Below are 12,790 nucleotides of genomic sequence, written 5' to 3' on the forward strand. Positions count from 1 at the left end.
TTTAGGTGGTTCATAAAATGATTGGAGATGTTTCATAATGGACGGATTACATTCAACAATTACCTTGAATAACGGCGTTAAAATGCCGCGTTTTGGTTTGGGAGTTTGGAAAACCGATAACCAGACGTCTCGCGATTCCGTTGCAACTGCAATTCGAAATGGCTACCGGGGAATTGATACTGCCCGACAGTATGGTAATGAGCAGGGTACTGGTGCCGGGATTAAGCTTGGTTTGGAACAGACAGGGTTAAAGCGATCCGATCTCTTTGTTACAACTAAGCTTGATAATGGTGAGCAAGGAGACTATGCTCAAGTTTCTAGTGCATTTGAAAACCAACTGAAAGACTTAGGGCTCGATTATGTCGATCTTTATTTGATACACTGGCCGGTAGATAAGACCTACATTGAAAGCTATCATGCAATGGAACGATTGTATCGTGAAGGTAAGATTCGAGCCATTGGTGTTTCTAATTTTGATAATGACCGGATGAAAAAGCTGCTTGACGAAGCTGAAATCATACCAGCCGTTAATCAAATGGAATTCAATCCAACTAATCAGGAACATGGAATTTTGGAATATGATCAAAGCCATAAAATTGAAATGACAGCGTGGTCACCACTTGGCGGCGGTGCGTCTTTGACGAATCCGGTCATTACTGCCTTAGCTAAAAAGTATGATCGCTCAGCTGCTCAGATTATTTTACGGTGGGAATGGCAGCGAAATATTATCACCGTTGTTAAATCTGTCCATGAAAAACGAATTATTCAAAACAGCCAGATCTTTGACTTCTCATTAAGTGCTGAAGATGTTCAACAGCTTAATGCGCTTGATCAAGGAAAACGTGATCTTTGGTATGATAACTTTCAATGGCATAATCCAAAAGGTGCATTTGCTAATGGCATAGATCAATGGCCGGACACTAAAAAGTAATAGACAAATTTGATTTTTAAAATGAGCTATTTTGTTTACATTTCAGACCAGTCATTATCTCGTTAATCGTTAAAGTTCACTATTCAAAATGCAAATATAAAAATATTCCTCTGAAGTTGAGACAAAAGTTAAGTTTTATCGACTTGAGTCACACTTTCAGAGCTTTTTGGTGTTCGGTATAAAAGTCAACTTTTGACTACTCCTTCTATTTGTTACGAATAAACATGTTTCATAAATCAAAATTCTCCATCTACCGTCAAATCAGTACTCAATTTTTCCCGTCTTATGTCATGCTCCCTCTTCTGCATTTATTAATTAACAACCAAATTATAATGTTTTATTTCAATAACCCTTCTACACAATGACCGTCATAAACCCTCAGTATCAAGACATTTTACTGACTAGAAAACCCTTTTTAAATAATGACTACCAAGTTATTGACTGATCAGTCATCACTATATATACTATGAGTGAAATAAAAGAAACAACTCATTCTGGGGTATGGGAGGTATTAGCAATGGATAATGAAATTATTTTAGAGACAAAAAATTTAAAGAAATCCTTTGGGAAGTTTCAAGCATTGCGAGATGTTAATCTAAAGCTCCATAAAGGTGAAGTATTAGGCTTTATTGGCCCAAATGGTGCAGGAAAGTCTACAACAATTCGTGTGATTCTGGGACTAATTAAAGCAACGGGTGGTTCAGCAGCAGTTTTTGGCAAAGATGTTTGGAAAGACTCCGTTGCTGTTCATAAGAATCTGTCTTACGTGCCAGGAGATGTTTATCTGTGGCCTAATTTAACTGGCGGGCAGACAATTGATTTACTGCTGCATATGTCTGGACAAAAGCATACGACTAAAACAGATGACTTAATCAAAGAGTTCAAATTGGATACTAGTAAGAAAAATCGTACCTATTCAAAAGGAAACCGGCAAAAGGTTGCACTAATAGCGGCATTTTCGACTGCTGTTTCATTATATATTTTTGATGAACCAACTTCGGGACTGGACCCGCTAAATGAAGTGATTTTTCAACATCACATTGCTGAACTTAAAAAGAACGGCAAAAGTATTTTGCTTTCAAGCCATATTCTTTCAGAAGTTGAAAAAATGTGTGACACGATTGCCATTATTCGTGAAGGAAATGTAATCGAAACTGGTTCGCTGGAGTCAATGCAGCATCTAACGCGTAATACTGTGGCTGTTCGCACAAAAGAGCCACTTGATGAGTTACAAAAAGTTGCTGGTGTTTATCAATTAAAGTTCAGTGATTCAGCTAGAACAACTGCTGAGTTTAGTGCTGATTCGGACCAGATTGGAGATATTATGACCTTGCTTTCAGCAAAAATCATTCTCCAGTTGAAAACAACACCCCCAACGCTAGAGGATCTTTTCTTGCGTTATTACCAATCTGCTGATGAACAAAAAGGTGGCGAGTAACATGACACAATATACTCAGACATTTACACTTTTAAAAGCGAATTTAAAGCGCGATTGGCTAAAAATGACTATTTGGTTAATTGTAATGGTAGGGATGTTCGTTGCAGTAGCCGCAAAGTTCAAGAGTATTTATGGAACAACTAAACAGATTTCAGCAATTGCACAAACATTGAAGTCTCAAGCAATGGTGTCATTATTCGGCCCACTGACAACAAATCATTTAAACACCGCCATTATTTTTGCAGTCGAGATGATGGTTTTTTGGGGTATCTTCGTAGTGATCTTCAACTTTTCACTTTCAGTTGGCATAACCCGTGGTCAAGAAGAATCTGGTCTAACTGAAATGGTTTTGGGCGGCCATCCAGTTGGCAGATTAGCACCACTTGCGGCAGCCTGCTTGGAATTAGTGATTGCTAATAGTGTGTTTGTTATTGCAACAGGAGCTGGAATGATGGCTGCAAACATGCCTGAAAGTGATGAAAATGGGAATTGGTTGTTTGCAATTACACTAGGTGCTGTCGGTTTAAGCTTTGGGTTAATTTCACTTATTTTTGCGCAATTGGTTGCTGATAGTCATAATGTCACTATCTATAATTATGCATTCTTTGGAATAACATATTTAGTACAGATGATGACCGATGTTTCCAATCCAGACTATACTTGGCTCTCACCATTTGGATGGATTGAAAAAGCTGATATCTACACGAAAAACAATTGGTTGCCAGTCATCTTGCTGCTTGGACTGGGAATAATCGGTTTTGCTGTCGCCGTCCTTTTAAATGGCAATCGTGATATTGATTCCGGAATTATTCAAGTTCGTGGTGGTAAACGAACAAGTCGCTTTCTTCGCGGCTCTGGAACACTATTGTTTTGGAACCAAAAAACAAGCAGTCTTTTTTGGATTATTGGTATGGCTGTTTTAGGTGCCAGCTATGGATCAGTCTTCAATAGTATTAGTAAAATTGCAAATGATTCACCTGTCGTGCGCCAAGTCCTTGGTCAAAATGTTATGCGCCATTTGGAACAGAACCAAATCTTGTCTTTCGTTAGTATCTTAGGAGTTATCTTTAGTGTTCTTGCAGTTGTTGGTGGTGCAATGGTGACTAGTCATCTTTATACTGAAGAACGTCAGGGATACTTGCAGATAATTAGTACAAAGCCTCAAAGTCGATCCAAATTACTGGCAGCATACATGGCTTACGGCTTTGTTCTTTCAGTAATTATTTTATTTGCAGCTTTGATAGCTACCATGGAAGCTGGTAATTCAGTTCTAAGACAACCGTTAGCATTTAAATATTTCTGGCAAATATTCATTGCAATGTTACCCATTTTAGCGCTCTTTACTGGAATTTTGGTTGCATTAATTGGGTTTGTGCCAAAATGGCGTGCAGCTGTTTGGGTCGCTCTCGGTGGTTCATTTGTAATTTCCTACTTTGGCAGATTAATTGATTTACCAGCTTGGGCAATGAAGTTATCGCCCTTCTATTGGTTTAGAAAAGTTCCATTGGAGCACATTGACGTTGTCCCAGTAACTTGGATGACTGGGATTGCACTTGTGATGCTTGTGCTTGGCTTCGTTGGATATAATCGCAGGGACATTGAGAGTTAGCATAGCTATCACAATAAGAATGGATAAATTCTAAAGGAGATTAATAATGGCAAAGCGCCTAACAAGGGATCCACAAAAAGAGAAGGCCATCCTTGCTGCAGCTGTTATGGCTTTTGGAACTGATGGTTTTCAAGCAAGTACTGATACAATAGCCAAAGCGGCTGGTGTATCAAAAGGGTCTGTTTTTAGATATTTTGATAATAAGAAAAAATTGTATGTAGCAGCAGTCCACCAAGCAATGAACACCCTGATTTCAGTTGTAGATTTCAATGTTTGGACTGATTCTACTGATTTAGTAAACATGATTATTCGTGCAACCAAGTACAAAACCGAATTATCACATAAATATCCGCACGAATTCGGCCTGTTAACAAGAGTATACGCACACGACATCAATATGCCTGAACAACTTAGAAATGAGGTGTTCTTAACATTTAATAAGTGGGCAGAGAAAACACAAAGTATAATTGTAAATTCAGTTGTTGATAAGTTAGAGTTGCGCCCTGGGCTTAATAAAGAAACAGTAAAAAACTATTTATCCATCATGATTCAAGAAATTTCAAAAAAAATTCAGTCTTATTTTGAAAAGCATCCAAAAATACAACGAATAGAAGATATGACAGATATTATTGCCGAGGTTAAAAGCTATATGGATATGATCGAATATGGAATTGTAAAAAAATAATATCTGGCAAAAAGTAACTAAATTACAAAATAAAGAGTAGTCAATCAGATATCTAAACCTCGACTATCTGGTTAACCACTCTTGTTTTGTAATTGAAATCATGTTGTTACCACATGTACTGAATTAAAGATTTTAAGGCTCAAATTTTCCCGTCATTCAACAGATTTTTAAAAGAAATATCTATTCCTCAGTTTCCCTTGTAATTTTTTCTAACTGCAGCATTGCTTGTTTTACCCGCAATGCATCAATTGGTAGTGGAATTAATGTCATAGTTGTTCCTTTATCTGCAGAAGCTTCAGCAATTTTATTAATATCCGTTTCACTAAGATTAGCCAAGTTCAAATCAGAAAAATTTGTAGGGATGCCAAGTTTACGGTAAAAAGGCATTAGTTTTTTTATTTCCGTAAATCTCTTTTCGATTGCAAGTTGAACTAATATTCCATAACCAACTTTTTCTCCATGTAATAAATCAATCGTTTGTGGGAATAACGTTAATGCATCATGCACTGCATGGGCACCTGTTGATCTAGCAAAAGCATCTCCCCATCCACCAACCGTTCCTGCAGTGACAATAATTGTTTCTGCAACATTTCTCCAAATATGTGAGAGTCTACCTGCCTTCATATCTTCAACTGCAGGAATTGCCTGTTTAAGTAGAGTCTCTTTACATTTAAGTGCCATTTGTTGTGAAATTTCAAGTGCAACCGTATATTCTTCTTCCGGTAGCTTTTCAAAAATCAGTTGAGATTCATAAAATTTAGCCAATGTATCAGCAATTCCCGCCACAAAATATTTTACAGGAGAATTCATGATTACTTCAGGATTTAGTAACATTAAATTAGCAGTTTCCTTATAAACTTTGTGATCAAAATGCTCACCATTTCCCTTATAATGCACACTTAATGCCGACCATGGTGCACAATTACTTGCTAAAGTCGGGATTAATACCAAATACATTAATGTTCCCGTTGTCACGCTTTTAGCAGTATCAAGTACTTTACCTCCTCCAAGAGCTACAACCATTTGAACTTTATGCAAAAATGCAATTTCTTGGACTCTTTTAATTTCGTCGTACGTACACTCACCACTAAACAAAATATCAATTACTTCAATATTATCACCAAAAGAAGGTAAAAAGGGGTTTGCTACTGCTAATGACTTACTTCCATGTAAAAACAATATGCGCTTTACCTGCAAATCCTGTATAAATAATGGTAATTCCTGATATGCCTCTGTATCGGATATATAACGCTGCGGTCCTCCTTGTGAAATCATTCTCTCTCCTTTTTATTTTTCAGCCTTAAAAGCAGGTACATACATGTGCTTGAATTTTGTATGATAAACTTTAATTACATTTTTCTTGTGATATGCCTTAACAACTTTTTTGTAGGTTGCATTATTTTTGTCACTTGATCTAACCGCAATCACATTAATCCATGGTTTATTAGCTTTATTTGAATAACTAAAAGATTCTTTATAGATGGCATCATCAATTGGATCCTTATGTGCTACTTTGACAAAATTACTATTAGTAATACCTGCCGTGACATCTGGCAAAAGATTCATAATTTTTGCTGGATCTTGTTGCAAAATTTTTAAATTCAATTTATTCTCAGTAATATCTTTTATAGCGGGCATATCACCTGCTTTTGCATCCAATTTAATTAATCCCGCTTGTTGAAGAACTGTTAGAGCTCTGCCAGCATTTGTCACATTATTAGGAATAGATATCTTATCACCCTTTTTAATATCCTTAACACTCTTAATCTTATCAGAGAAAATATTCATTGGTGTTAAATATGTTTGTGCAATTACAGAAAATTTATAATTTTTTTCTTTCTCTTCTTGATGTAAAAAAGCATAATGTTGAAAAGCTACCATGTCTAATTCCTTGTTGTTAAGTGCCTGATTTGCCAAAATTCCATCAGAAAAAGATACTAGCTTCACTTTAATACCTTGTCCCTTTAAATTCTTATTTACTTGTTTCCAAATTGGATTATCTGTTGTCCCAACAACACCAACCTTAACTGTTTTAGTACTAGACGATTTACCGCTGCATCCAGTTAATATCCCAGAAATTCCAACAAATATTAATATAATTATTAATGGACGGAAAAGTCCTATCCCCCAATTTTTTTTCATATCTATTCCTCCCCTAATGTTCAACTCTTCGACTTATTAAAGTTCCAATAACTTGAACTATTGAAACAATAATTAACAACACTAATATACAAGCAATTGTTGCATCCTGCTGATTTTGTTGATATCCGTACTGAATAGCAAAATCTCCAATTCCACCACCACCTACAACTCCAACAATTGCAGTCAACCCGATTAATGAAATAATTGTGATTGTTGTTACCCTAGCAATACTCCCAATACTTTCTTTCAAGTAGATTGAATAAATAATTTGAAAAGGTGATAATCCCATAACTTGACCGGCTTCGACCAGTCCTCCATCTAATTCATTCAAAGCGGCTTCAATTTGTCGTGAGAAGAAGGGAACTATCCCAACAATCAATGGAAAAATAGTTCCTTTTACTCCAATTGCAGTTCCTGAAATAAGCCTAGTTAAAGGAATCAATGCTGCAATCAAGATAATAAACGGAATTGATCTAAATAAATTTATTATTTTATCGAAAACATTCCAAATGACAGTGTTCATTAAAATTCCATTTTTTTTGGTAACTACTAGAATAATTCCAAAAATTATACTGATACAAAAAGAAATTACTGCTGTAATTACAAGCATTTCTAGCGTTTGCAAAATAGCTAGCTTAAATATCGAATAGTTTAAAACCACATTTGGAAATAGTTTACTTGGCATGTTCCAACACCTCCAACCTGATGTTTTGTCCTTTAATGTAGTCAATTGTTTCTTTTATATGCGCCTTCGTACCGTCTAGAATAATTACTAAACCACCTAATGGCTTTTGCTGAAGAATCTTAATATCACCAACAATAATATTTGCATCTACCTCAAATTTTCTTGAAACATAAGAAATTAGTGGCTCGACTGCCTCACTATCAACGTAAGTAATCTTAATTAATAATTTGTTTCCTGACAGTGCCAACAAATCGCTATGCAACACTTCATCTGGTAAATTCAATTTAGAAGTAGTTGCAATAAAATTCTTTGTTAATTCATTATGTGGATTGGAGAAGATCGAATAGACTTCCCCCTGTTCAACAATTCGTCCTTTATCTAGTACAGCTACATATTCACAGAGGTCTTCAATTACATGCATTTCATGAGTTACAACAATAATAGTGATTCCTAAATTTTCATTTAACTTTTTTAATAGTTCTAAAATATCCGCCGTCGTTTGTGGATCCAGCGCACTTGTTGCCTCATCACATAGCAGAATCTGTGGATCATTGACTAATGCTCTTGCAATTGCAACTCGTTGCTTTTGGCCTCCGGATAAATTTGCTGGATAAGTATTGATTTTCTCGGGCAGTCCGACCAATTCAAGTAATTTATTCACTTTTTGCTTTATTTCCGCTTTTGATTTACCACTGTACTTGATAGGTAATTCAATATTTTCAAAAACCGTTCGTGAGGGCATTAGATTAAATTGCTGAAAAATCATTCCAATTTCTTTTCTTCGTTTTCTTAATTCAACATTTGATATTCGATTAATTACTGTTTCCTTGAAATAAATATCCCCTTTTGTAGGGCTCTCAATCCCATTAATACAACGAATTAATGTTGACTTACCAGCTCCACTGTATCCAATAATTCCAAAAATACTGCCTTCATTTATTGATAGATTAACATCTTTCAAAACCTGTATTTTAGAACTCTTATTATTACCCTCAAATTCCTTACTGACATGATCAAAACTAACAATTTTTTGTGTTGTCAAAGGCTACACCTCTTCTCGTTCAAGATAATTAATACTCAAGTACTGAAAATCGCTTAATCACTTCTTTCAGTATTTTTTCATCATGCGTTAGACTTAATCTGATATAATTTTTACCACTCGGCCCGAAACCAATTCCAGGGGCTACTACAACATTTGCTTGTTTCAAAATCAACTCTGCAAACTTTTGACCACCATACTCAGCTGGAGTTTTTATCCATACAAAGAATGCTCCTTGAGGTTCTTCAACATCCCAACCAAGATTTCTTAATCCAGCAACTAACACATCTCGTCTTTTTTGGTAAGTATCTCTAATATGATTTACGGCTTCTTGATCCGAATCAAGCCCAGCAACTGCTGCATCCTGAATTGCACCAAATATAGTGCTATACACATGTGAATGATACTTCTTGAGTGCTGTGACAACTGATTCATTGCCTAATACATATCCCACACGCCAACCAGCCATATCGTAAGTCTTAGATAAAGTGTTCAATTCAACTGCATAATCTTTAGCACCTTCAATCTGTAACAAGCTTACAGGTCGCTGATCATATGCAATAGCTGCATACGCAAAATCGTTTACTACTAAAATTTTATTTTTTTTACCAAATTCAATTGCCTGTTTAAAAAATTCTTCAGTTGCGGTAGCACCTGTGGGATTATTAGGGTAATTAAGTAATAATATTTTAGCTTGTTTGACAATTTCATGTGGAATTTTGCTTAAATCTGGTAAATAGTGATTCTGCCTAGTAAGCGGTAATTGATATAATTTTCCACCTGCTAATGACACAGCAGTATAATATTCCGGATAGCAAGGATCTGTGGTAATAACATAGTCTCCTGGATTTAAAATAACTTGCGGTATTGCTGATATACCAATTACTGAACCATTAAAAGTTAGTATTTCACTTTTCGTTTCTATTTCGATGTTATAAATTCTTTGGTAATATCGTGCAATTGCATCTAAAAAATTTTGTTTACCATTGAAAGGGGTATACCCGTGATTAGTTTTTAAGTCCACCGCTTTTTTCAGACTTTCAATAATAAATTCTGGTGTTGGTTGGTCTGGGTTTCCTTTCGCTAGATCAATCATTGACCCTTTATCCTCTATTTGACTGATTTTTTTATCCAATTGTTCAAAAAAATTAGGCACAATATCTGCCATTTTATTGGATGTCAAGAATTGCATTCCTTAGACCCTCCTTAATGAGGACAACATATTATATTCTTGAACTTAAAAGGTCAAAGATATCTCATGCCACCATCAACCATAATTGATTGTCCCGTAATATATTCAGCTCCTGGCGAGACAAACCATGCTACAACATCTGCAACGTCTGCCGGTGTAGCCTCACGACCATTAGCAATTTCTGTTAGACATCTTGCTTGCTGTTCAGCAACACTTATATGCTTGATCTTAGAAGTTTTCTTATCAATACCATCTCGCAAAGGAGTACGCACGATTCCAGGGTTATAGGCATTAACTGTTATACGATCTTTGGCTAGTTCCTTGGCAGCCGATTGAGTTAATCCTCGAATTCCAAATTTAGAAGCTGAATATGCACTTTGAAGTGCAGAAGCCTCAACCCCAGCTAGAGAAGCAGCATTAACAATTCTTCCTCCTTTACCCTGCTTCAAAAATTGTTTAGCAGCGGCTTGAATTCCCCAATAGGTGCCCTTTAAATTCACATCAATTAGACGTTCAAAATCTTCAGGTACTGTATCTACGAATTTCTCAATAAACGCTACTCCAGCATTGTTAATAAATACTTTCAAGTCTCCAAAATCGCTTACTGCTAAATTAACTAGATTAAATACCTCATCACGATGAGCTACATCTAAGTAGTAAGCCTTACTTGGAAAACCTTGAGTAATCAAATTATTGACTACTTGATCTGCTTTTTGCTGATTAATATCAGCAACTGCAATTGCATATCCTTCCTTAGCCAATCGATATGCAATTCCTTCACCAATTCCTTGCCCTGCACCTGTAATAATTGCTAACCCTGCCATATTTAAATTACCTCCTTATTTTTAAATAACTTTTCTTACGAAAGGATCACTGCTGATGCCTTCTTCTAAAATTTTTTTTGCCCATTCCTTAGCTGAAAATAATGAATGATCTCGATAATTGCCACAGCTATAAATATCTGTTCCTTGTACATCTTCCCAAGTAATATTAGTTGCTATCTCAGATAAGGCATTTTTTAGTGCCTGAGCAACTTCAACTGTTGAATGTTCACCCCAAGTAATTAAATGAAAGCCTGTTCTGCAACCAAATGGGGAACAATCAATAACTCCCGTTAGTTGGTCTCTCAACAACCCAGCTAACAAGTGCTCGATTGTATGTAGCCCCGCTGTAGGAATAGCGTTCTCGTTTGGCTGTACTAGTCGTAAATCAAAATTGCTAATAATATCTTCATTTTGACCAACTTCTTCTGCAATTAATCGAACGTATGGTGCCTTAACCTTTGTATGATCTAATGTAAAACTTTCAACTTTTGCCATTAATTTTTCTCTCCGTTTCTTCATCCACTGTTTTCACTCCAAAAATAAAGGGTGCAATTTGTTCTAAATATTTTTGATCAATTTCATTGAATATATTAAATTCAGGGCTATCTAAATCTAAAACACCCCAAAATATATTTTCCTTAAAAACTGGCACAACAATCTCTGATTTTGATGACTTATCACAAGCTATGTGTCCTTTAAATTCATGAACATTAGGTACAATTACTGTTTTTTTAATCTTAGCAACAGTTCCGCAAACACCAGCTCCAATTTCAATGTGCATACATGCAGGTTTACCTTGGAACGGACCTAAGATTAATTCATTATTGATAAAGCGGTAATAGGTAACTCCATTTGTTTTATGCAAACTGTTAAAAATTAATGAAACCATGTTACTCATATTGGCAATCAAATCTTCTTCCCCAGTTAACAATTCTTGAGCCTGTTTGACTAATAGTTGATAGTCTTTTACCCGATTCTCCATAAAATCTCCTTTCCGTAACAAAAAAGCACTTTCGTCAATTATCTATCTTTAATAGATAAAGGACGAAAGTGCTTTTCCGCGGTACCACCTTAATTTAAGCAGTTCTCATGAACCGCCTCACTTCAGGTACTCAAACACAATAATAAAAAAATATTACTGAAAATTCATACCCTAACCCTGTAACGGGAGTACCCGACACTACCTAGCTTATGCTCAATAGTGCAAACTCATCTTAAGACCATCTTCAGTTCTTCGTTGCTACCGTCTTTCACCATATGACGACTCTCTATTATAACAACATCCCAACTTACTCATCTCTACGTTCATTAACTTTATTAATTTCTTTCCAGTATTATGTCTCATCAAATAATAATTGTCAATATCTATTTTATAATTAAATGAGTTGTTTTTCATTTTAAATTAATAAATCCAGTCGGTTATCAATAAAATATACCTAACATTTATGAATTTTTACATGGTGAAATATTTGTATCTCCTTCAAAAATAATTCTTGTAAATTTGAAATTGAAGGGTGAGACCTAAGCACTAGACTAGTCTTTTAAACTAGCTTAAAAGACTAGTGATTGTTTGACCTACACCGAAAGTCGCTTCCCAATCATTGGTAAAATCATTAACGGCTTGTTGAATAGCGGGATGATTCAACCCTGTGGCAATTAAAGCTGGATCAACAGTAACTGCTTGCGCGCCATTGGCTAACGCCGTTGTAATTTGATCAACATTGTGAAAACTAGCAGCGAGAATTTTAGTTTGAGTCCCATTGCTTGTTATCGCAGCTGCGAATTCCTTGATGACCTCTGGCGCATTAATTCCCATATTTTGCATGCGGTTATAATAAGGTGCAATATAATCGGCACCAGCTGAAATTGCTAAGAGTCCTTGTAACTTAGTATAAATAGCAGTGGCCGTTACATTATGACCTTCTTGCTTCAGTCTTTTGATGACCTCTAATCCAATTAATGTTGTCGGAACCTTAACATAGGTTTCAGGACCAACTTGTTCAAAAATTGTCTGCGCATCAGCAAGCATTTCGCTAATAGTTTGGCCAACCAACTGGATGTGCAAGGTAGCACTGGGACCAATTATTTGTCGGATTTGCTTCATGTGATTAAAAAAATCAATTTTCCCCTGTTTTTTTACAATACTTGGATTAGAAGTTACCCCTGCTACCGGTAATGCCTTAGTATATTTTTCAATACAATCTAGATCAATAGTGTCTAATAAAAATTCCATGACAATGACCTG

Annotated in this window: 13 protein-coding genes and 1 other annotated feature; of the genes, 4 read left to right on the forward strand and 9 right to left on the reverse strand. The window is 35.8% G+C overall.

Annotated elements, in window-relative coordinates; genetic code table 11:
* The first annotated feature begins 37 nt into the window (after positions 1-37).
* From ABF682_RS05960 to ABF682_RS05975, 4 genes are all read left to right on the forward strand, one after another.
* Complete coding sequence (locus ABF682_RS05960; protein ID WP_415619257.1) at positions 38-931, forward strand: aldo/keto reductase; 894 nt, start codon at positions 38-40, stop codon at positions 929-931.
* A gap of 517 nt (positions 932-1,448) precedes the next feature.
* On the forward strand, positions 1,449-2,369 hold the full coding sequence (locus ABF682_RS05965) for an ABC transporter ATP-binding protein (RefSeq protein ID WP_415619258.1): 921 nt from the start codon (positions 1,449-1,451) through the stop codon (positions 2,367-2,369).
* 1 nt (position 2,370) lies between these two features.
* Positions 2,371-3,978 carry an ABC transporter permease gene (locus ABF682_RS05970; RefSeq protein WP_415619259.1) on the forward strand — a complete coding sequence of 536 codons (1,608 nt, stop codon included), beginning with the start codon at positions 2,371-2,373 and terminating at the stop codon, positions 3,976-3,978.
* A 46-nt stretch (positions 3,979-4,024) separates the two neighbouring features.
* On the forward strand, positions 4,025-4,663 hold the full coding sequence (locus ABF682_RS05975) for a TetR/AcrR family transcriptional regulator (protein ID WP_415619260.1): 639 nt from the start codon (positions 4,025-4,027) through the stop codon (positions 4,661-4,663).
* A gap of 180 nt (positions 4,664-4,843) precedes the next feature.
* On the opposite strand, the gene ABF682_RS05980 is transcribed toward ABF682_RS05975, so the two are convergent.
* The 9 genes from ABF682_RS05980 to ABF682_RS06020 all read right to left on the reverse strand — a co-directional run bounded on the left by ABF682_RS05980 (position 4,844) and on the right by ABF682_RS06020 (position 12,778).
* Entirely contained in the window at positions 4,844-5,938 is a 1,095-nt protein-coding gene (locus tag ABF682_RS05980) for an iron-containing alcohol dehydrogenase family protein (protein ID WP_415619261.1), read from the reverse strand.
* Between the two features lie 12 nt (positions 5,939-5,950).
* Positions 5,951-6,805, reverse strand: coding sequence for a MetQ/NlpA family ABC transporter substrate-binding protein (locus ABF682_RS05985; RefSeq protein ID WP_289979127.1), 855 nt, complete (start codon positions 6,803-6,805; stop codon positions 5,951-5,953).
* Positions 6,806-6,818: 13 nt separating this feature from the next.
* Entirely contained in the window at positions 6,819-7,490 is a 672-nt protein-coding gene (locus tag ABF682_RS05990; protein WP_289979128.1) for a methionine ABC transporter permease, read from the reverse strand.
* Positions 7,480-8,517 carry a methionine ABC transporter ATP-binding protein gene (locus ABF682_RS05995; protein WP_415619294.1) on the reverse strand — a complete coding sequence of 346 codons (1,038 nt, stop codon included), beginning with the start codon at positions 8,515-8,517 and terminating at the stop codon, positions 7,480-7,482. Before ABF682_RS05995 ends, ABF682_RS05990 begins: the two co-directional genes overlap by 11 nt.
* 43 nt (positions 8,518-8,560) lie before the next feature.
* Positions 8,561-9,721, reverse strand: a complete 1,161-nt coding sequence (locus tag ABF682_RS06000) for an aminotransferase class I/II-fold pyridoxal phosphate-dependent enzyme (protein WP_415619262.1) — start codon at positions 9,719-9,721, stop codon at positions 8,561-8,563.
* A gap of 53 nt (positions 9,722-9,774) precedes the next feature.
* Entirely contained in the window at positions 9,775-10,545 is a 771-nt protein-coding gene (locus tag ABF682_RS06005) for an acetoin reductase (RefSeq protein WP_415619263.1), read from the reverse strand.
* Between the two features lie 21 nt (positions 10,546-10,566).
* On the reverse strand, positions 10,567-11,040 hold the full coding sequence (locus ABF682_RS06010) for an S-ribosylhomocysteine lyase (protein ID WP_289979133.1): 474 nt from the start codon (positions 11,038-11,040) through the stop codon (positions 10,567-10,569).
* Positions 11,027-11,527: a GAF domain-containing protein gene (locus ABF682_RS06015; RefSeq protein WP_415619264.1), complete on the reverse strand. Its 501-nt coding sequence runs from the start codon at positions 11,525-11,527 to the stop codon at positions 11,027-11,029. Before ABF682_RS06015 ends, ABF682_RS06010 begins: the two co-directional genes overlap by 14 nt.
* 55 nt (positions 11,528-11,582) lie before the next feature.
* Positions 11,583-11,859 (reverse strand) — a binding site (T-box leader).
* 232 nt (positions 11,860-12,091) lie between these two features.
* The gene (locus ABF682_RS06020; RefSeq protein WP_289979136.1) at positions 12,092-12,778 is read right to left on the reverse strand and encodes a fructose-6-phosphate aldolase; all 687 of its coding nucleotides are present in this window, start codon (positions 12,776-12,778) and stop codon (positions 12,092-12,094) included.
* Positions 12,779-12,790: the final 12 nt, after the last annotated feature.

The sequence above is a fragment of the Liquorilactobacillus sp. genome (assembly GCF_047719775.1).
Classification (GTDB): Bacteria; Bacillota; Bacilli; order Lactobacillales; family Lactobacillaceae; genus Liquorilactobacillus.